Genomic DNA, 19,998 nt, shown 5'->3' on the forward strand with positions numbered 1-19,998 from the left:
CGCTGATGCAACTGCCGCTGTTTCCGTATATGGACATCGAGGTTGACGGCCTGTGCCGCCACCCCTCGTCGATCCATGCCGACGACCGCTGAAACGCACCCTGCGCCACGACTACCTGACAAGAACAATACGAGGTAAGCAAGATGACCGTGAAGATCTCCCACACCCCCGATGTCCAGGCCTTCTTCGAGCAAGTGGCCGGCCTTGGCCAGGCCGAAGGCAACCCACGCTGCAAAGAGATCATCCTGCGTGTGCTGCAGGACACCGCGCGCCTGATCGAAGACCTGCAGGTCAGCGAGGGCGAGTTCTGGCACGCCGTCGACTACCTCAACCGCCTGGGCGGGCGCAACGAGGCCGGCCTGTTGGCCGCGGGCCTGGGCATCGAGCACTTCATCGACCTGCTGCAGGATGCCAAGGACGCCGAAGCCGGCCTTGGCGGCGGCACCCCGCGCACCATCGAAGGCCCGCTGTACGTGGCCGGCGCGCCGCTGTCCGAGGGTGAGGCGCGGATGGACGATGGCACCGACCCGGGTGTGGTGATGTTCCTCCAGGGCCAGGTGTTCGATGCCCAAGGCCAACCCCTGGCCGGCGCTACCGTCGATCTGTGGCATGCCAATACCCAGGGCACCTATTCGTACTTCGACTCGACCCAGTCCGAATACAACCTGCGCCGGCGCATCGTCACCGACGCCGAGGGCCGCTACCGGGCGCGCTCCATCGTGCCGTCGGGCTATGGCTGCGACCCCCAGGGGCCGACCCAGGAATGCCTGAACCTGCTCGGCCGCCACGGCCAGCGCCCGGCCCACGTGCACTTCTTCATCTCGGCGCCGGGGCACCGGCACCTGACCACGCAGATCAACTTCGAAGGTGACAAGTACCTGTGGGACGACTTCGCCTATGCCACCCGCGATGGCCTGATCGGCGCGCTGCGTTTCGTCGACGATGCCGCCACGGCGCGTGACCGAGGCGTTGCCGGCGAGCGCTTTGCCGAGCTGGCGTTCGACTTCCGCCTGCAAGCGGCCACGGCCCCCGAAGCCGAAGCCCGCAGCCACCGCCCACGGGCGCTGCAAGCAGGCTGACGGCCAACCAACCTGTGGGAGCGGGCTTGCCCCGCGAACCAGGGCAAAGCCCTGGCCATGTTCCTCCATTGCCTGGGCCGGCCCCTTCGCGGGGCAAGCCCGCTCCCACAAATGGCCACATTGGCCTCACCCGAAAACCTGTTCCACTGCCATACACCATTCCAATAACAATAAAAGGTCCTTGGTCATGCATAACCCCGCCCTGCGTTCGCTCGCCTGTTGCTGACAGGTCACTGCCTAGTAATCCCTCCCCAGGCTGTCCCATCAGGAACCCTCGAGCATGACGAACCTCACCCAAGAGCAGCACCTCGAAACCCCCACCAAGCGCTACTACTACGAGTGGTACGTGGTCACCCTGTGCATGGTGGCGTACATCTTCTCCTTCGTTGACCGGCAGATCCTGGCGCTGATGATCGAGCCGATCAAAGCCGACCTGCAGCTCAGCGACACCCAGTTCAGCCTGTTGCATGGCCTGGCGTTCTCGCTGTTCTACGCCTTCATGGGCATGCCCATCGCCTACCTCGCCGACCGCTTCTCGCGGCCGCGCATCATCGCCGTGGGGGTGATCTTCTGGAGCATCGCCACCGCCACCTGCGGCCTGAGCAAGAACTTCGTGCAGATGTTCCTCGCCCGCATCGGCGTGGGGGTGGGCGAGGCTGCGTTGTCGCCTTCGGCCTATTCGATGTTCAGCGACATGTTCCCCAAGGAAAAACTCGGCCGCGCCGTGGGCATCTATTCGATCGGCTCGTTCGTCGGCGGCGGTGTCGCGTTCCTGGTCGGCGGCTACGTCATCACCTTGCTCAAGGATGCGCAAACCATCGAGGTGGCCGTGCTCGGCGCCATGAAGGCCTGGCAGCTGGCGTTCTTCATCGTCGGCCTGCCGGGGGTGATCGTCGGCCTGCTGGTCTGGCTGACGGTGCGCAACCCAGAGCGCAAGGGCGCGCAGCTCGATGCCGACGGCCAGGTGCGCAAGGTCAGGCTCACCGATGGCCTGCGCTTCATCGGCCGCCATCGCCGTACCTTCAGCTGCCACTACCTGGGCTTTTCGTTCTACGCCATGGCGCTGTTCTGCATGATGAGCTGGACGCCCGCGCTGTATATCCGCAAGTACGGCATGAGCCCGCAAGAGGCCGGCTTCATGCTCGGCACCATCCTGCTGCTGGCCAACACCACCGGCGTGGTGTTCGGCGGCTGGCTCACCGACCACCTGGCCAAGCGTGGCTACCGCGATGCGGCCATGCGCACCGGGGTGATCGGCGCACTGGGCATGCTCGTGCCGGCGGTGCTGTATTCGCAGGTCGAGCCGCTGTGGCTGTCGGTCACCTTGCTGGTGCCGGCGATGTTCTTCGCCTCGTTCCCGATGCCGGCCTCCACGGCGGCCATGCAGATCCTCTCGCCCAACCAGGTGCGCGCCCAGGTGTCGGCGGTGTTCCTGCTGATCAGCAACCTGCTGGGGCTGGGCCTTGGCACCACGCTGGTGGCACTGATCACCGACCGCTACTTCGGCGCACCGGCGGCGGTCGGCTCGTCGATGTCGATCGTCAGCTGCGGCGCGTCGCTGCTGGCCATCGTGCTACTGGCCAAGGGCTGCAAGTGCTTCCGTGACAGCCTGCAGCGCGAACACGCCGCCGAGGCTTGAGGTGCTCGAGCGCTTCCCGCTGCTCGACTCGCGCGATGTGGCCCAGATGCAGGTGCAGCTGGCCCGCTACCTCTGCCCGCACCGGCTGCGCGTGCTCAACGGCACGCCGCCGCGCCTGCAGGCCAGCGGCGTGGCCTTTGCCGGGGCCTGGCTGCTGGAGCTGGACTATGACGTGCCGGTGGAAGTCAGCCTCGACGGCGGCGGCGCGCACTACCTGTTCCGCACCACCTTGCAGGGGCAGTGCGAGGTGACCCACGGCCGCCACCAGGCGGCGGTGGCGGCGGGCGGGCTGAGTGTCAGTTCGCCGTTCGCCAGCAGCCGCATCGTCACCGGCGGCGCTTGCCGCAACGCGGTGCTCAGCCTGCCGCGCGAGGCGCTGGAGGTGCAGTTGCAGCACCTGCTGGGGCGCAGCCTGCGTCAGCCGCTGGCGTTCGCCGTACCGCTGGCGGCGACGCACCCCGGTGTGCACGCCTTGGCTGCTGCGCTGGACTACCTGTGCAGCTTGCTGGCGCTGGAGCTGAACCTGGCACCCCTGCGCCAGGGCCTTGCCGACCACCTGGTGCAACTGCTGCTGACCCAGTTGCCGCACAACTATTCCGATGCGCTTTGCCAAGGGGCCAGCACGCCGCTGCCCGGCCCCGTGCGGCGGGCGCGCGACCATATCGAAGCGCACCTGGACCAGCCGCTGACCCTGGCAGCCCTGTGTGCGCTCAGCGGGGTGTCGGTACGTACCCTGCAAACCGGCTTTCTCAAGTTCCTCGGCCAGACCCCGGTCGAATACATCCGCGAGCGGCGCCTGCTCGCGGTCAACCAGGCGCTGCAGCGCGGCGAGGGCAGCGTGACCGAGGTGCTGCTGCGCTTTGGCATCAACAGCCCCGCGCACTTCACCCGCCACTACCGCCAGCGCTTCGGCTGCCGGCCCTGCGACACGAAACTGCGCAATCGCTAGCCTGCCTGCGTGATCGGATGCGCGGGCCGGCTGGGTGCTGGCTAGCATCGGCCTACCTTCAACACGCGGAGCGAACCCCATGAATGTCACGATCCTTGGCGGCGGCCACGGCTGCTATGCAGCGGCCGTCGAAATGGCCGAACGCGGCCACCACACCCGCCTGTGGCGGCGCGACCAGGCGGCGCTGCAGGCGCTGCAAGCGATTGGCAGCCTCACCGTGCGCGACTACCGCGGCCGCCGCCAGGTCGCCTTGGGCGAGCGCTTTGCACTGGTCGCCGACCTGGCCCAGGCCCTGGAAGGCGCGGACCTGGTCGTCATCCCGCTGCCCTCCACCAGCCATCCGGCGCTGGCCGCCGAGGTGGCGCCGTTGCTGCGCGATGGCCAGGTGGTGTTCCTGCCGCCGGGCACCTTTGGCAGCTATGTGTTCGCCAAGGCGCTGCACGCCTGCGGCAACGCCGCCGAAGTCGCCTTCGCCGAAACCGGCACCTTGCCGTACCTGGTGCGCAAGCACGGCGCCGACCAACTGGTGATCAGCGCCTACGCCACCCGCCTGCCCACCGGCGTGCTGCCCAGCCGGCTGTCCGCCCACGCCTTCGCCGTGCTGCGCCAAGCCTACCCCAGCGTCGAGCCCATCGAGAACGCCCTGAGCGGCGCGCTGATGAATGCCGGGCCGATCATCCACCCGCCGCTGATCCTCATGAATGCCGGCCCCCTGGAGCACTTCGAGTCGTGGGACATCCACAACGAAGGCACCCAGCCGTCGATCCGCCGGGTCACCAACCAGCTCGACGCCGAACGCATGCGCGTGCGCGAGGCACTCGGTTACCCGGCCCCGCACTTCCCGCTGGCCGACCACTACAACACCGACCAGGGCGATGAGTGGATGTATGGCCGCGGCGCCCACGGCAAGCTCACCGACAGCGGCGACTGGCGCGAGAAGATCGACCTGCAGCAGCACCGCTACATGCTCGAAGACACCCGCCTGGGCCTGTCGCTGCTGGTGTCGGTCGGGCGCTGGGCCGGCGTCTCGACCCCGGTGGCCGAAGGCTTGCTGGCGTTGGCCTCGGCCTTGACCGGGCGCGACCTGTACGGCGAAGGGCGAACCCTGGAAAACCTCGGCCTGGCGGCGCTCGACCGGGCGCAGATGGCCGCCATGCTGCACGGCGGGGTGGCGCCATGAATGCCCCGTTGCGGCACATCGCCGTGGTCGGTGCCGGGCGCATGGGCGAGGGCATCGCCCTGGCCTTTGCCCAGGCCGGGCTGCAGGTGAGCCTGATCGACCTCAAGCAGCGCGCGGCGCAGGCGGACCATTTCCAGGCGCTCAGGCGCAATCTTGAAACCGAGGCGCACAGCCTGGTCGCCCTGGAACTGATCGGTAGCGTGCAGGCCGAACAGCTGCTGGCGCGCATACAACTGCTCACCCGAGCGCAAGGCGAGCCGGCCCTGGCGGGCTGCCGGCTGGTCTTCGAAGCGGTGCCGGAAATGCTGGCGGCCAAGCGCGAGGCCATGGCCTGGATCGACCGGCATGCCCCGGCCGACGGCATCATTGCCTCGACCACCTCGACCTTCCTGGTCACCGAGCTTGCGCAGATGGTGTCGGCGCCGCAGCGCCTGCTCAACGCGCACTGGCTCAACCCCGCGCACCTGATGCCGCTGGTGGAGGTGTCGCGCAGCGCGCAGACCTGCGAGGCGAAGCTTGCCGAGCTGCTGGCGACCTTGCAGGGCATCGGCAAGGTGGCGGTGGTGTGCAACGCGGCGCCCGGCTTCATCGTGCCGCGCCTGCAGGCGCTGGTGATGAACGAAGCGGCGCGCATGGTCGAGGAGGGCGTGGCCAGTGCCGAGCAGATCGACCTGGCGGTGCGCAGCGGTTTCGGCCCGCGCTTTTCGGTGCTCGGGCTGCTGGAGTTCATCGACTGGGGCGGCGGCGACATCCTCCACCACGCCTCGGCCTACCTCAGCCAGCACCTGGGCGAGCGCTACCAGGCGGCGCAGGCCGTGCGCGACAACATGGCCGCCGGGCGCAACGGGCTGCGCGAAGGGCTGGGCTTCTACGACTACCGGCACATCGATGTGCCGGCCTATCGCCAGGCGCGCCTGGCCGCGCTGGTGCAGCGGCTGCGCCAGGCAGGCCTGGCGCCGTACTTCGCATCAGGCCTTGAAGCGCTGGATGAGCCCTTGCTGCTCTGACGCCAGGTCGTTCAACTGCTGGCTGATGCCGGCCGAGCGCTCGGCCTGGCCCGACAGCGAAGCGGTGACATCGCGCACCGCTTCGACGTTGCGGTTGACCTCTTCGGCGACGCTGCGCTGCTGTTCGGCGGCGCAGGCGATCTGCACGTTCATGTCGCTGATCACGCTGACCGCCTGGCGAATCTGCGCCAGGGCATCCAGGGCCTGGCGCGCCTGTTCGGCATTGGCCTGGGCCTGCTCGTGGCTGTGCTGCAGGCTGCGGGTCACCTCGCGGGTGCCGGTGCGCAGGCTGTCGGTGATGGCGCCGATTTCCTCCACCGAGGCCTGGGTGCGCTGGGCCAGCCCGCGCACCTCGTCGGCGACCACGGCAAAGCCACGGCCGGCTTCCCCGGCGCGGGCAGCCTCGATGGCGGCATTGAGGGCCAGCAGGTTGGTCTGCCGGGCGATCGACAAGATCACCGCCATCACCGTGCCGATCTGCTCGCCGCTGTTGGCCAGGGCGTGCAGGCGCTGCATGCCGTCGCTCATGTCATGGGCCAGGGCCTGGATGCTGGCGTTGGCGTGCTCGATCACCTGCAGGCCATCGCCGGTGGCCTGGTCGGCATTGCGCGCTGCGGCGGCAGCCTGGGCGGCGCTGTGCGCCGAGGCCTGGGCCGTGGCCGACATCTGCTGCAGCGCGGCGGCCATCTGCTCGATCTCGCGCAGTTGCTGCTGCATGCCGGCGTTGGTCTGGCTGGCGATGCGCGCCGACTGGTCGGCGGTGTCGCGGGTGTTGCGCACCCCGGCCTGCACCTGGGCGATCACCGGTTGCAGGTGTTCGAGGAAGCGGTCGAAGGCGCGGCTCAGGCGCCCCAGCTCATCGCGGCCGGGGTAGGCCAGGCGGCGGGTCAGGTCGCCTTCGCCTTCGGCGATGTCCTCCAGCACCTGGGCCACATGCAGCAGCGGCCGGCTGACGCTGCGGGCGGTCAGCCACATCATCAGCACGCCGAGCACCGCGACGCTCAGGCCCAGGCCCACCTGCAGCGCCAGGCTGCGCAGGCGCTGGGCGCGCATCTGCGTTTGCAGCGCCGCTACCGGGGCGCCCAGCACGGCCTTGGGCACGCTGACCAGCACGGCCCAGGGGCTGGCGTCGGGCAGCGGCTGGATGGGCACCAGCATGCGCATGTCGCTGGCGTCTTCGAAGGTTTGCCCATGGCCTGCGCGAATGGCATCGAGCATGGCGGCGGCGTGTTCGGGGTGGCGCGCCGTGAGCAAGCTGCCCAGGCGCTCGGGGTGGCGGCTGTCACCGGCCAGCAGGCCGGCGGTGCTGACGATGGCGATATCGCCCTGGCCCTCGTAGAGCGCGGCGCTGGCGGCTTCGGCGTCGCGCTGCAGCGCGCCCAGGTCGATGTCCAGGCCGATCACCGCGACCACCCGGCCCTGGTCGAGCAGCGGCAAGGTCAGGCTGGTGACCAGCCGCGCGGTGCCGCTGGAGCTGTCGACGTAGGGCTCCAGCAGGCAGGGTTTGGCGGCCTTGCGCGAGCAGCTGAAGAAGGCATTGAACGGCGCGCCGCTGGGGCCGGGCGAGGTGTCGGCGAGCAGTTGTTCGTCACCTGGCACGGCCTGCAGCTGGCCGGGGGCCGATTGCAGCCAGTACAGGGCGAAACGGCCCTGGTCGTTGCTGCCCCGTGCCAGCTGGCCGGCGAAGTCGGCATCGCGGCCATCGAGGGCGTTGCGGTCGAAGGTGATGAACAGCCCCAGCAGCTCCGGCCGCCCGGCCAGGGCCTGGTGCAGCACCTGGGTGAGGTCGCTGCGCAGCTCTGCCGCAGGCACCTGGCCGCCGGCGGCGCGCTCGCGCAGGTGCATGACCTGGCGGCCGACGCCTTCGGCGAAGGTGTAGGCGCGGGCGAAGCCCTGCTGGATCTGCAGCGCCTGGGCCTGGCCTTCGGCGCGCAGGTTCTGCCGCGCCGCGGCCAGCAGCATGTCGCTGGCACTGGCCTTGGCCTGGTCCTCGCTGGCCTGGCGCTGGGCCAGGGCAAGGGTGGTGAGCAGTACGACAACGGTGGCCAGGCACAGGCTGGCGAGCAGGGTGATCTTGTTATGGATGCTCAAGGCGTTGGTCATGTCGTTGTTTTCCGCGACGCGAATTGGGCTCGCGGCAGGCTACCGGGGCGGCAGCGGCAACGGTATGCCTGCGCGGGCAATTGGCAGGCAGCGCCAAGAGGTTGGCACGCCTGGGCAATCGCGGCTTCAGGCAAGCGGCGAGAAGGGCGCGGGCAGGTACACCACCGACTGCATCTTCTGCAGTTGCGGTGCCGAGTTTTCCGGCGGCCACACCCCATCGCGCACGGCGCGGGTGCGCACGTCGAGGCGTTGTTCGAGGCTGGCGTAGGGCCAGATGTGCAGGTAGCGGGGCACGCGGCCACTGGTGGCGTAGAACGCCGCGTACACCTGGGAGTAGTCAGCCCCGGTACGCGGGCCGACGGCCTTGCGCCAGCCGGCCAGGGTCGGGGCCAGGCCCGAGGTCACCAGGTCGTACTCGCGCAGCTCGAAGAACGGCCCGTGCTTGCCGGGCGTCAGTGGCTGCAGGAAGGGGAACAGGCGGTAGTCGTCGATGTGCTGCTCGAGGATGAACTCGCCGATGCCGAAGGCATCGCTGGCGAGCAGCACGCGCTGGCGTTCGCTGGCCTGGGCCTGGGCATCGGTGAAGCGGCGCAGCACGGCAATGGTGTTTTGCGGGCCGATTTCCGAGAGCCAGCAGCCGACCAGCTCGACCCCGTCGCCGGCCTCCTGCAAAGCGGCCTGCAGGCGCGGCAGGGCCATAGCCTGGGTGCGCACACGCAGGGTGAAGCGCAGCAGTTCGTAAAGGTCGGACATGGCGGTGGTTCCTTGGTTTGCAATAAAAGCGCCCGAACCCTCCCCGCACGGAAAGGCCCGGGCAAAAACGGTGAGCGGCGGCTACCAGAACTTCCAGGTGTAGGAGGTGATCAGCCGGTATTCGTCGTAGTCGGCGCCGTACTTCTGCTGGGTGTGGATGTTCTTCAGGTCGAAGGCCAGGTCCTTGAGCGGGCCGCTTTGCACCACGTAGTTGAGCATGATGTCGCGCTCGCTTTCCTGGTCGCGGTCAAGGCCCGCGCCGCGGTCCACATCGGTGCCCCGGGTGTAGCGGGTGAACAGCTTCAGGCCCGGGACGCCCAGGGCTGCGAAGTTGTAGCCGTAACGCAGTGACCAGCTGCGCTCGTCCGGGCGCAGGAACGGGATGCTGCCCCAGTTCGGCAGCCACAGCTGCGGCACGTAGCCGTTCAGGGTCGGGAACACCGTGTCACCGGTCATGCGCTGGTAGACCACGCCGACGGTGTGGCCGCTCTTTTCCACGCTCACCAGGCCGTAGTAGGCGCGGTTGTCCACCGGGCCGCTGCGTGCGGCGCCGTCTTCCTGGTTGTTGAAGTAGCCGATGTCGGTCTTGAGCTGGTAGCCGTCGGCAAAGCGCAGGGTGTGCTTGATGCCGGCGTAATCCTGCTTGTAGATGTCGTTGAGCACGCCGTGGAAGTAGCTGCCTTGCAGGTCGGGGGTGAGCGCATAGGTGGCGCCGGCGAAGTCCAGGCCGTCGCTGTCCTGGCTGTCGCTGGTGCCGTAGCGGTACAGGCGTTCGTGGTTGGACGACTCGCGGGTGACGATCGACCAGAACCGCCCGCCGACCAGGGTCAGCTTGTCGATGTCGCGCGATTCGATCACCGCGCCCTGGTAGATGGTATCGAGCTGGCGGCTCGGGTCGTTGGAGGCGACCGGGTAGAACGGCCGCTGGTCACCGACCTTGAGCACGCTCTTGGCGTACTTGAACTTGAGCGTGGCGCCGCCACGGCTGTAGTCGTCGGAGGTTTTCTGGCGGTGGCGGCTGTAGGGCAGCGAGCCGTCGTTGCCGGTGGCGTCCAGGCGCACGGCGTATTGCCCGTCAAGGTCCAGGCCGACCGCCACCGGGGTGTCGGTGTAGCCGGACTCGAACTGCAGGTCGAAGCCCTGGGACCAGTTGCCGGCCTTGGACGCCGGGGCATCGTGCTGGGTGTAGTTGCGGTTCAGGTAGAGGTTCTTGATATTCAGCGAGAGGTGGCTGTCATCGACCAGGTCGGCCAGGCCGACCTGGGGGAGGGCGCACGCCAGGCACAGGCACAACGGTTTTGCACGCAGGGGCCATCGCAGTTCCATGGGGGTATTCCTGGAGGTGTGATCAGGACAAGACCGGGGCAGTGATGCAACTGGGCAGGAAGGGCCGCAGGTCGGTTGCCTGCTTGTCTGTCACGTTGTTCTTGTTGTTTTGGGTGTGCGGTGCACGACAGCAACGCTAATGGGCCAGCGCAGGTGGCTCAATGACAGGGGCGGGCAAAGTCGTTGCGTTTAGCGCAACGACCTGGCCGAAGGTCACAGCACCTTGCGCATGGCCTTGGCCATTTCGGTCGCCAGCGCCCGGCTCAGGTCGTCCAGGGTGCGGCCGCGGCGGGTGACGACCTGGATGTCGGTGGCGTTCATCTGCGCGCAGTCGACCGCCAGCGCCTTGAAGGTGCCGCCCTTGAGTTCGTCGATGATCGGCAGCTCGGCGAGCAAGGTCGCGCCCAGGCCCGAGCGGACGAAATCGAGGATCACCGCCAGCGAGTTGGAGGTCAGCGTCGGCACGATCGCGACCCCCTGCGCCTGGCAGGCGTCGTCCACCAGCTCGCGCACGCGAAAGTTGGCGCCGGGCAGCACCAGCGACTCGCGGGCGATGTCGGCGAGGCTGACCCGGCTGCGTTCGGCCAGGCGGCTGTCCCGGTGCACGATCAGGCGCAGCGGCTGGGCCAGGCTGAACAGCCGGCTCAGGCAGGCCGTGGGGCTGGGCGCGAACACCACGCCCAGGTGGGCCTGGTCGCTCATCACCAGGCGCTGCACCTCCAGCGAAGGCGCGCTGATGATCTCGGCCTTGTGCGCGCCATGGGCCTGGAGAAAGCCCTGCAGCGCATTGATCGCCCGCGCCCCGAGCAGGCCTTCGCCGATGGCGATCACCGTCGAGGCCTGCTGCTGCTGGCGCAGGGCGTCCAGGCGGCTGAGCAACTGGCTGTGCTGGCGCTGGCGCTCGACGTAGTAGTCCACCGCGGCCTCGCCGGCGTGGGTCAGGCTGATGCGGTGGGTGTCGGGGCGCACCAGCTCGATGCCCAGTTCCGCTTCGAGCCGGGCGATCTGCCGGCTGACCGAGGAGGTGGCGACCCCCAGGGCTTCGGCGGCGGCGCGCATGGAGCCTTTGTCGTGGCTCAGGTGCAGGTAGCGCAGGCGGTGATCCTGCAGTTCGATGGGGCGGGTGGGCATGGCCTCGACCTCGGGGTGTGCACGCCAGGCATGGCGGGGGTGCTGTTCTGATTGTTCTTGTGGGCGCGATGCCCAGCCATGCTACACCAGCTTTTTTATCTCCGAAATCATGTGAAAAGTGTATTAAAAATTTTTCGACATATCGCCAGGCCTGGTTAGTTTTTTTGGCTAGCCAGCTGCTTCGAAATTCATCTTTAAAGCCGATAAAAATCAGATAGATAGCCTTGTTTTGCGGTGCTGGTCGGGCATTCGTCCGTCGAAAAAATGCGATTTTAAGCGTGAAAAATCAATTGACAATTCACGTAATTGACCGCAGATTTTTGTCACCGGCACCCAAAACAAGAGAGACAGAACATGCCGCACGATCCCGCCTTCGCCCCCTTGCATGGCCGCTACCTTGCTGCAGCGAGCCCTGCCATTTCGCCTCCTGCCCACCGACACCTGCCAGAACCACAACACCGCGCCTGAGACGGAGAAAGTCCATGGATTCGCTTTGCCTGCGTGCTGCGCCCGAGTCGGCGCTTGCCAGTGGCCCTGCCTTCGAGGCTTTGCTGGACGGGGTTCGTGATCGAGCCCGTCTGGGTGAGTTCGATCGCCAACGCCATATTTCCCGCGACGTGATCGATGCCTTCAAGGCCCACGGCGTCTACCGTGCCCTGGTGCCCAAACGCTTCGGCGGCCTGCAATGCTCGCCCGGCGAGTTCTGCGAGATGGTCGAGCGCATCTCCCACGCCGACGGCTCCGCCGGCTGGGTGGCGAGCTTCGGCATGAGCCCGGTGTACCTGGCGGCGCTGCCGCTGGAGACCATCGCCCAGATCTACGGCAACAGCCCCGACACCGTGTTCGCCGGCGGCATCTTCCCGCCGCAGCCGGCCGAGATCGTTGCCGGTGGCTTCAAGGTCAATGGCCGCTGGAAGTACTCCAGCGGCTCCATGGGCGCCGACATCGTTGGCGTCGGCATCGCCCCGCGCAACGGCGACAAGCTCGACCTGCCGCGCCTGGCGGTGCTGCCGCGCAGCCAGGCGCGCATCGAAGAAACCTGGGACACCGTCGGCCTGCTCGGCACCGGCAGCCACGACCTGCTGGTCGAGGATGTGGTGGTGGGCGAGCAGTGGACCTTCGTGCGCGGCGGCAAGCCGAACCTGGACGAGCCGTTCTTCCGCTACCCGTCGCTGTCGTTCGCCACCCAGGTGCTGTCGGTGGTCGGCCTGGGCATTGCCCGCGCCGCCCTCGACGAGCTGTCGGGCATGGCCAGCGGGCGCATTTCGGTCACCGGCGCCCCGGCCCTGGCCGACCGGCCGCTGGCCCAGGTCGATGTGGCCAAGGCCGAGGCCGCGCTGCGTTCGGCCCGGGCGTTCTTCTACGAATCGATCGAACGCGCCTGGCAGCACGTGCTGGCCGGCGACCCGGTGCCGATCGAGGTCACCAACCTGTTGCGCCTGTCCTCCACCCATGCCGCGCGCGTTGCCGCGGAAGTGGCGCGCAGCGCGCAGCTGCTGTCGGGCATGACCGGCATCTACAACGAAAGCCCGCTGGCCCGCTGCGTCAACGATGCGCAGGTGGTCACCCAGCACGCCTTCATGGGCGACGTCACCTACCAGAACGCCGGGGCGATGTTCTTCGGCAAACAGCCCCTTCCGGGCTACCTGTAACTCTCGGGATACCAGTCATGAGCGATAACAAAGCCTTGCGCGTGCTGTTCTGCATGGGCATCAACCAGAACTTCTTCGACGCCGCGCGCGAGGAGCAACTGCAGGTGTGGGCCGCCTTCAGCGCGATGTGGAACGCCATCCACGACCTGCCCGGGGTGAACGTGCTGGGCAACATGGACGACGACCAGGGCATGGTCGGCCCGTCCGATGGCTTCCCCTGGACCACCTACCTGCTGGCCGATGTGCCGGACATCCAGACCGTGCACGCCGCCTGCAACCTGTTCCGCACCACCGCCGTGGGCGAGGGGCCGTACAAGCTGTGGCGCTATGCCAAGGTCGAGGCCCGTGTCGGCCGCGAACTGATCATCCAGCGCGCCTGAGAAGAGGACTTATCCGTGACCAACCTGATTCCCGCCGTCAACCTGAGCGTCGACCCGGCCGAGCTGGTGCAGCCAGACCGCGTCCACACCTCGCTGTACACCGACCCGGCGCTGTTCGACGCCGAGCTTGAAAAGATCTTCCACAGCACCTGGATCTGGGTCGCCCACGAGAGCGAGATCCCCGAGGCCGGCAGCTACAAGACCACCTACATCGGCAAGCAGCCGGTGATCGTCGTGCGCGACCGCAAGAAGGCGGTGAACGTGCTGCTCAACCGCTGCCGCCACCGCGGCGCCACGGTGTGCGAACACAAGAAGGGCAAGACCAACAGCTTCGTCTGCCCCTACCACGGCTGGGGCTATGCCCTGGACGGCTCGCTGCGCGGCGTGCCGCACCCGGAAAGCTACGGCGACTGCCTGGACAAGGCCGAGCTGCCGCTGGTCAGCCTGCGTACCGAAAGCTACGCCGGGATGATCTTCGCCACCTTCAAGGACGACATCGAGCCGCTGGAAGACTTCCTGGGCGCTGCGAAAAAGTGGATGGACCTGTTCATGAAGCAGGGCGCGGGCTACGGCATCAAGGTGCCGGGCGAGCACCGCTTCCGCTTCCCCGGCAACTGGAAGATCCAGCTGGAGAACACCACCGACGCCTACCACTTCCCGCTGGTGCACAAGAGCTTCCTGTCGTCGGTGGATGAACAGACCCTGGAGCTGTTCGACTTCGTCAAAGGCCCCGGCTACGTCGAGGACCTGGGCAACGGCCACAGCGTGATGGTGATGATCCCCGAGCTGGTCGACCTGGAAGCCGACCTCGACAAGCCGATCCCCGAGCGCTTCGAAGCGCTGGCCGCCGAGCTGCGCGACGAGGGCATCGACGAGCCGCAGGTGCGGCGCATCGTGCGTGCGGTGGGCGGGTCGGGCTTCAACCTCAACCTGTTCCCCAACGTGGCCTGCTCGATGGCGTTCTTCCGCGTGCTGCAGCCGATTTCGGTGACCGAGACCGAGATCCACCACTCGGTGATCACCATGGACGGCGGCCCGGCGGCGGCCAACCGCTACCGCCTGCGCCTGCACGAGCACTTCCAGGGCCCGATGGGCTTTGGTACCCCGGACGATTCCGAGGCCTGGGAGCGCGTGCAAAAGGGCGCCAGTGCCGGCGAGAACCTGTGGATCATGCTCAACCGTGGCTTGCCCGGCGAGCGTGCCAGCGAAGATGGCCTGGTTTCCGACGTGAGTGCCGAAACCGGCATGCGCGCGGCGTACCAGCAGTGGAAAAAGATGATGAGCGCGGAGACCAAGTGATGAACCTCAACCTACTCAACGAAGTCACCGCGTTCATCTGGCAGGAAGGCGACATGCTCGACCACGGCGAGTACGAAGCGTGGCTGGCGCAATGGACCGCGAAGGGGACGTACATCATCCCGATCAACCCGAAGGAAACCGACTACGAGAACACCCTCAACTACGCCTACGACGACCACCACATGCGCCGCCTGCGCGTGCAGCGGCTGATTGGCGGCGAGTCGATTTCCACCAGCCCGCAGCCGCGCACCGTGCGCAGCATCTCGCGCATTCGCGTGCTCGGCGATGACGGGGTCAACGTGACCGTGCGCGCCGCGCAGAACATCCGCGAGTTCCGCAAGGAAAGCCTCAAGCACTACACCGCCGACCTGACCTACACCCTGGTGCGCGCCGAGGGTGGGTTCAAGATCGCGCGCAAGGTGATCAGCCTGATCAACAGCGACGATACCCTTGCCGGTATCGGCTACATCCTCTGAGGGCCCGGCCATGAACCAAGTTGCATTGGTAACCGGGGCCGGGCAGGGGCTGGGCCGGCGCTTCTGCGCCCGGCTGCTCGCCGCAGGCTTCAACGTGGTGGTCTCGGACCGCGACCTGGCCTTGGCCCAGGCCACGGCCGAGCAGCTCGCAGGGCAGGGCGGCCGTAGCTTGGCAGTCAAGCTCGACGTCGCCAGCAAGGCGGACTTCGAGCAGGCCCTGGCCCAGGTGCTGGAGCACTTCGGCGCCCTGCACGTGGTGGTCAACAACGCGGCGGTGACCAAGACCACGCCGCTGATGCAGATCAGCCCGGAGGAGTTCGACGCGGTGGTCGGCCTGAACCTGCGCAGCGTGTTCCTCGGCTGCCAGGTATTCGGCGCGCACCTGGCCGAGCGCGGCTACGGGCGGATCATCAACATGGCCTCGCTGGCCGGGCAGAACGGCGGCACCGCCACCGGCGCGCACTACGCGGCGAGCAAGGGGGCGATCGTCACCCTGACCAAGGTCTTCGCCAAGGAATTCGCCGCCCGCGGCGTCACCGTCAATGCCATCGCCCCAGGCCCGATCGACTCGCCGGCGGTGCATGCCGCGGTGCCGGCCGAGCGCCTGCCGGGGCTGCTGGCGAACATCCCGGTGCAGCGCCTGGGCGATGCGGATTTTCTTGGCGACCTGATCGTGCAACTGGCGCGCCCCGAGGCCTACTTCACCACCGGGGCGACCTGGGACGTGAACGGCGGCCTGTACATGCGATGAATCACTACAGGACACCGCTGATGAACGAACAACTGTTGAACGTGATCGTGCGCAAGCGCGAGATCCAGGGGGCCGATGTGCTGGTCCTCGATTTGGGCCGGGCCGATGGCGCCGCGCTGCCTGCCTTCGAGGCGGGGGCGCACGTGGACATTCACGTGGCCCCGGGCCTGGTGCGCCAGTACTCGCTGTGCAGCGACCCAGCGGACGCTTCGCTGTATCGCCTGGGGGTGCTGAAAGACCCAGCCTCCCGTGGCGGCTCGGTGGGGGTGCACGAGGTGCTGGTGGAAGGGCGCGAGGTGCAGATCAGCGCGCCGCGCAACCTGTTCCCGCTGGCTCCCGATGCGCGCCGCTCGATCCTGCTCGGTGGCGGCATCGGCATCACGCCGATGATCGCCATGGCCCATGCCCTGCACCAGCAGGGCGCCGATTTCGAATTGCATTACTGCGGGCGTTCGCGCAGCCGCAGCGCCTTCCTCGAGGCCTTGGCCAGTGCGCCCTTCGCCGGGCGGGTGGCCACCCACTTCGACGACGAAGACGCGGCCCAGCGCCTGGACCTGCCTGCGGTGCTGGGCGCCGCCCAGGCCGGCACCCACGTCTACACCTGCGGGCCGTCGGGCTTCATGGACTGGGTGATCGGCGGCGCGCGCCAGCAGGGCTACGCCGAGGACCACATCCACAAGGAGTACTTCCAGGTCGAGGTGGATGCCAGTGGCGCCAGCTTCGAAGTGGTCGCCGCGCGCAGCAACAAGACCGTGCAGGTGGCCGAGGGCCAGAGCATCCTCGAGGCCCTGGCCCAGGTCGGCATCAAGATCGACATCTCGTGCGAGCAGGGCGTGTGCGGCACCTGCATGTGCGAAGTGCTCGAAGGCGAGCCGGACCACCGCGACGTGTACCTGACCGATGAAGAAAAAGCCGCGAACGACCAGATCCTGGTGTGCTGTTCGCGGGCCAAGTCCAACAAGCTGGTGCTGGATATCTGAGGAGCATGACCATGGTTGACGTAACCCAATTTCGCAACGCGATGGCCATGCTCGGTGGCGCCGTGTCGGTGATCACCACCGATGGCCCTGCCGGGCGCTTCGGCTTCACCGCCTCGGCGGTGTGCAGCGTCACCGACGCACCGCCGACCTTGCTGGTGTGCATGAACCGCGCCTCGTATTCCAACGAGCAGTTCAAGGCCAATGGTGCGCTGTGCGTGAACGTGCTGGCTGGCACCCACCAGGACCTGTCGGGGGCCTTTGCCAACCGCCACCTGAGCATGGAAGAGCGTTTTGCCACCACCCACTGGACCGTGCTGCAGAGCGGCGCGCCGGTGATGCACGAAGCGCTGGTGAACTTCGACTGCCGCATCGTCCAGGTGCACGAGGTGGGCTCGCACAGCATCTTCTACTGCCAGATCGAGGAAATCCGCCACGGCGGCGCCGATGATGGGCTGGTGTATTTCAACCGTGCCTATCACCGCGTGTGCGAGGCCTCCAAGGCCTGCTGAAACCTAGCGTCCGCGCCGCCGCGAAACCCGGGCCTCGATGTTCTTGCGGCCGATCAGCAGCGGTGGTTTCTCCACCACCGGCTCGTCGGCCAGCCACTTGTACATCACCAGGCAGTCCACCAGGCCCAGGCGGGCGTGGCGAAACGCCTTGGGCAGGCGGCCAACGGTGTCGAAACCAAGCGTGTGCCACAGCGCCACGGCCGCTTCGTTGCTGGCCACCACCGAATTGAACTGCAGCGCCAGGAAGCCTTCCTGGCGCGCCAGCTTCTGCGAGTGCTCGCACATCAGGCGCGCCACGCCACGGCCACGGGCGGCCTCGGCGACCATGTAGCCGCAGTTGCCGACATGGCCACCGGGGCCGGCGGCATTGGCCTTGAGGTAGTAGCTGCCAAGCAGTTCACCGTCGGCTTCGGCCACCAGCGTGTGCATGGGCAGCTCCAGCCACAGCTGGCGGGCTTGTTCCAGGCTCAGGGCCGGGTCGTAGGCGTAGGTTTCACGGGCCTGGACGATGGCCTGGAAGGTGGGCCAGAAACGCGCGAAGTCGTCGGGCGTCATGGGGCGGATGTGAATCATGGCGGTACCTGTGGGGGCTAGGGCGCCAAGTCTGAGAGGCGCGGCGCCGTCGCGCAAGGGCGGCGACGCCGCAGGGGGCTCAACCGCCGGCCTTGCCCACCGCGTCCATGGCGCGGGCCGAGTAGACCAGCGCGGCACCCGCATTCATCGCCACGGCCACGCCCAGGGCCTCGGCGATTTCTTCACGGGTGGCGCCTTGCTTGAGCGCCTGCTGCGAATGCACGGCGATGCAGCCGTCGCAGCGGGTGGTGACGGCCACGGCCAGGGAGATCAGCTCGCGGGTCTTGGCATCCAGGTGGTTGGTCTTGGCACCGGCGCCGCTGGCGGTCATGTAGCCGGCCACGGTGTCGGGGGACAACTGCTTGAGATCGCCGATGCCGGCCATCAACTGCTTACGGTAGGCGTCCCAGTCCATCATGCTCATCGTCTTCACCTTGGGGAGGTTGCGAGTGGAGCTATGAGGCTAGTCGAAGATGGAAGGTGGTGTGTCAATGCCGGCCTCTTCGCGGGGCAAGCCCGCTCCCACAGGTATTGCACAGTCTTTGAGAACTGTGGTGTACCTGTGGGAGCGGGCTTGCCCCGCGAAGAGGCCGGCACAGCCAATCAGATATAGACGAACACCAGCACCAGCGCCGCCACCACCAGCCATTTCTCCAGGTAGTAGCGCATGCGGTTGCGCTTCTTCAGCGCCTTGCCGCGCTCGCGGATCTTGTAGATGCGGGTGAACAGGCGGTTGATGCCGCCGGTCTTGTCGTTGGCATCGTTCGGCGCTGCCGCCGCGGCCATCACGTTGCGGCTGAACCAGCGGTTGAACGCGGTGGCCCAGCGGTACTTGAGCGGGCGCTCGACGTCGCAGAACAGGATGATGCGGTTGTGCTCGGTGGTGTTGGCGGCGTAGTGGATGTAGGTTTCGTCGAACACCACACCCTCACCGTCGCGCCAGGAATACTTCTCGCCGTCCACGTCGATGTAGCAGCCATCGTCGTTCGGCGTGTCCAGGCCCAGGTGGTAGCGGTAGGAGCCGGCATACGGGTCGCGGTGGCGCACCAGCTTGGCGCCTGGCGGCAGGGTGGCGAACATCGCCGCCTTGACCGTGCCGATGCCCTGCAGCAGCTCGGTGGTGCGCGGGCACAGGGTCATCGCCGACGGGTGGCTTTCGCCGTACCACTTCAGGTAGAAGCGCTTCCAGCCGGTCTTGAAGAACGAATTGAAGCCGACGTCGTCATAATTGTCGGACTTCTTGATCTCGCCCACATGCAGCAGGCGCTGGGCTTCCTCGCGAATTTCCTGCCAATGGTCCTGCAGCGGCTGCAGCTCGGGGAAGGCTTGCACCGGCAGGTAGGGCTTGGCCGGGTGCTTGGAGAACAGGTAGAGGAAGCTGTTGACCGGGGCCAGGAAGCTTGAGTGATCACCCAGCTGGCGAGTCAGCTTGTGACGTACCCGACCGCGCAGGTGAACATAGGCGATCGAGAGGACGAAGATCAGTACGAGTGCAATTTTCATGGACGATTCTTTGTCGAAAAATGGCCATGCGCCATGGCATAAGCCCGCCAGCATAAACAATCATGGGGCGAGTTTGTAGATATTGTTGGCCGATTGACGGGCGACTTAGGTGTAATGCCCTACAGACTGCACAAACGTTTTAGTACGAGGAGCAACCATGGTTCAGGCCATGCGCCCCAGCGGCGCCCCCTTCAAGCGGCTGTTCTTCGCCTTGCCGGTTGCCGATGCCCAGCGCCGGGCGCTGGCCCAGTGGCGGCGCGGCCTGAACCTGCGCAGCGGCAAGCCGGTGGCGAGCGAGAACTTCCACCTGACCTTGCTGTTTCTGGGCGATGTGGACGCCGCCCAGGTGCCGGCGATCTGCGCCGCGGTGGACAACATCGCCCGCCCGGGCGCGCCGCTGCGCCTGCTGCTCGACCAGTTGAAGGCCTGGCCACGGGCCAATGTGCTGGTGCTGGAGCCGCAAGAGGCGCCGCCGGCGTTGCGCCAACTGGTCTATGGGCTGCAGCAGGCGCTGCTGCCCATGGGCTTTGCCGAGCAGGCCCGTGAATACCGCCCGCACCTGACCCTGTCCCGCGAGTTTCGCGGCCAGGCGCCGGAAGCCACGGTGGCGCCCGACTTTTTCCTGACGGCCCGGCACTTCACGCTCTTCGAGTCGCGCAAAGGCCAGTACTGGCCGCTGGCGCAGTGGCCGTTGACGGCATGAGAGCG

General features: G+C 67.3%; 21 protein-coding genes and 1 pseudogene. 14 read left to right on the plus strand and 8 right to left on the minus strand.

All coding sequences use genetic code 11. The annotated features are described in order from the left end of the window. The 6 genes from B3E94_RS21735 to B3E94_RS21760 all read left to right on the plus strand — a co-directional run. The coding region (locus B3E94_RS21735) for a muconolactone Delta-isomerase family protein (protein ID WP_286915241.1) at positions 1–92 on the plus strand (92 nt) is incomplete at its 5' end. A 51-nt stretch (positions 93–143) separates the two neighbouring features. Continuing rightward, the gene (gene catA, locus B3E94_RS21740) at positions 144–1,079 is read left to right on the plus strand and encodes a catechol 1,2-dioxygenase (protein ID WP_286915150.1); all 936 of its coding nucleotides are present in this window, start codon (positions 144–146) and stop codon (positions 1,077–1,079) included. Positions 1,080–1,359: 280 nt separating this feature from the next. Next, positions 1,360–2,718 (plus strand): spinster family MFS transporter, encoded by a 1,359-nt coding sequence (locus tag B3E94_RS21745; protein WP_236237899.1) that lies wholly within the window; start codon positions 1,360–1,362, stop codon positions 2,716–2,718. 1 nt (position 2,719) lies between these two features. Then, positions 2,720–3,667 (plus strand): helix-turn-helix transcriptional regulator, encoded by a 948-nt coding sequence (locus tag B3E94_RS21750; RefSeq protein ID WP_286915151.1) that lies wholly within the window; start codon positions 2,720–2,722, stop codon positions 3,665–3,667. 79 nt (positions 3,668–3,746) lie between these two features. Next, entirely contained in the window at positions 3,747–4,847 is a 1,101-nt protein-coding gene (locus B3E94_RS21755) for an NAD/NADP-dependent octopine/nopaline dehydrogenase family protein (RefSeq protein WP_286915152.1), read from the plus strand. Next, positions 4,844–5,854, plus strand: a complete 1,011-nt coding sequence (locus tag B3E94_RS21760; protein WP_286915154.1) for a 3-hydroxybutyryl-CoA dehydrogenase — start codon at positions 4,844–4,846, stop codon at positions 5,852–5,854. Before B3E94_RS21755 ends, B3E94_RS21760 begins: the two co-directional genes overlap by 4 nt. Here the strand turns inward: B3E94_RS21760 and B3E94_RS25660 are convergent. The 5 genes and pseudogenes from B3E94_RS25660 to B3E94_RS21780 form a co-directional block, all read right to left on the minus strand. Continuing rightward, positions 5,816–6,571 carry a methyl-accepting chemotaxis protein gene (locus B3E94_RS25660; RefSeq protein ID WP_414708169.1) on the minus strand — a complete coding sequence of 252 codons (756 nt, stop codon included), beginning with the start codon at positions 6,569–6,571 and terminating at the stop codon, positions 5,816–5,818. The two genes, B3E94_RS21760 and B3E94_RS25660, sit on opposite strands and share 39 nt — an antisense overlap. A gap of 102 nt (positions 6,572–6,673) precedes the next feature. Further along, positions 6,674–7,957: pseudogene (locus B3E94_RS25665) on the minus strand (HAMP domain-containing protein); the annotation flags it as partial. Positions 7,958–8,083: 126 nt separating this feature from the next. Next, a complete protein-coding gene (locus B3E94_RS21770; protein ID WP_286915156.1) occupies positions 8,084–8,710 on the minus strand; it encodes an NIPSNAP family protein in 627 nt (208 codons plus the stop codon). 81 nt (positions 8,711–8,791) lie between these two features. After that, complete coding sequence (locus tag B3E94_RS21775) at positions 8,792–10,036, minus strand: OprD family outer membrane porin (RefSeq protein WP_286915157.1); 1,245 nt, start codon at positions 10,034–10,036, stop codon at positions 8,792–8,794. Between the two features lie 213 nt (positions 10,037–10,249). After that, the gene (locus tag B3E94_RS21780) at positions 10,250–11,167 is read right to left on the minus strand and encodes a LysR family transcriptional regulator (protein ID WP_176517509.1); all 918 of its coding nucleotides are present in this window, start codon (positions 11,165–11,167) and stop codon (positions 10,250–10,252) included. Between the two features lie 482 nt (positions 11,168–11,649). On the opposite strand from B3E94_RS21780, the gene iacA reads away from it, so the two are divergent. Genes iacA through B3E94_RS21815 form a run of 7 tightly spaced genes read left to right on the plus strand, consistent with a single transcriptional unit; the run spans position 11,650 to position 17,214 of the window. Further along, on the plus strand, positions 11,650–12,819 hold the full coding sequence (iacA, locus tag B3E94_RS21785; protein WP_176517510.1) for an indole-3-acetate monooxygenase: 1,170 nt from the start codon (positions 11,650–11,652) through the stop codon (positions 12,817–12,819). 17 nt (positions 12,820–12,836) lie between these two features. Beyond that, entirely contained in the window at positions 12,837–13,199 is a 363-nt protein-coding gene (locus B3E94_RS21790) for an IacB protein (protein ID WP_176517511.1), read from the plus strand. Between the two features lie 15 nt (positions 13,200–13,214). Then, positions 13,215–14,498 (plus strand): aromatic ring-hydroxylating oxygenase subunit alpha, encoded by a 1,284-nt coding sequence (locus B3E94_RS21795; RefSeq protein ID WP_176517512.1) that lies wholly within the window; start codon positions 13,215–13,217, stop codon positions 14,496–14,498. Further along, positions 14,498–14,974 carry an aromatic-ring-hydroxylating dioxygenase subunit beta gene (locus tag B3E94_RS21800; RefSeq protein ID WP_236237914.1) on the plus strand — a complete coding sequence of 159 codons (477 nt, stop codon included), beginning with the start codon at positions 14,498–14,500 and terminating at the stop codon, positions 14,972–14,974. The genes B3E94_RS21795 and B3E94_RS21800 overlap by 1 nt, the downstream gene beginning before the upstream one ends. A 10-nt stretch (positions 14,975–14,984) precedes the next feature. Continuing rightward, positions 14,985–15,725: an SDR family NAD(P)-dependent oxidoreductase gene (locus B3E94_RS21805; RefSeq protein ID WP_286915159.1), complete on the plus strand. Its 741-nt coding sequence runs from the start codon at positions 14,985–14,987 to the stop codon at positions 15,723–15,725. Between the two features lie 20 nt (positions 15,726–15,745). Then, the gene (locus tag B3E94_RS21810; protein WP_286915160.1) at positions 15,746–16,705 is read left to right on the plus strand and encodes a PDR/VanB family oxidoreductase; all 960 of its coding nucleotides are present in this window, start codon (positions 15,746–15,748) and stop codon (positions 16,703–16,705) included. An 11-nt stretch (positions 16,706–16,716) separates the two neighbouring features. After that, on the plus strand, positions 16,717–17,214 hold the full coding sequence (locus B3E94_RS21815) for a flavin reductase (RefSeq protein ID WP_176517516.1): 498 nt from the start codon (positions 16,717–16,719) through the stop codon (positions 17,212–17,214). A gap of 3 nt (positions 17,215–17,217) precedes the next feature. Here the strand turns inward: B3E94_RS21815 and B3E94_RS21820 are convergent, their stop codons facing one another. The 3 genes from B3E94_RS21820 to lpxO form a co-directional block, all read right to left on the minus strand. After that, complete coding sequence (locus tag B3E94_RS21820; protein ID WP_236237907.1) at positions 17,218–17,787, minus strand: GNAT family N-acetyltransferase; 570 nt, start codon at positions 17,785–17,787, stop codon at positions 17,218–17,220. A 79-nt stretch (positions 17,788–17,866) separates the two neighbouring features. Further along, positions 17,867–18,211 (minus strand): carboxymuconolactone decarboxylase family protein, encoded by a 345-nt coding sequence (locus B3E94_RS21825; protein ID WP_236237908.1) that lies wholly within the window; start codon positions 18,209–18,211, stop codon positions 17,867–17,869. A 179-nt stretch (positions 18,212–18,390) separates the two neighbouring features. Continuing rightward, complete coding sequence (gene lpxO, locus B3E94_RS21830) at positions 18,391–19,290, minus strand: lipid A hydroxylase LpxO (protein WP_176517519.1); 900 nt, start codon at positions 19,288–19,290, stop codon at positions 18,391–18,393. Positions 19,291–19,447: 157 nt separating this feature from the next. Here lpxO and thpR point away from each other — a divergent pair, with 157 nt between their 5' ends. Then, complete coding sequence (thpR, locus tag B3E94_RS21835; RefSeq protein WP_176517520.1) at positions 19,448–19,993, plus strand: RNA 2',3'-cyclic phosphodiesterase; 546 nt, start codon at positions 19,448–19,450, stop codon at positions 19,991–19,993. The last annotated feature ends 5 nt before the right edge of the window (positions 19,994–19,998 follow it).

The organism is Pseudomonas sp. UBA6315, from assembly GCF_002438125.1.
GTDB lineage: Bacteria > Pseudomonadota > Gammaproteobacteria > Pseudomonadales > Pseudomonadaceae > Aquipseudomonas > Aquipseudomonas faucium.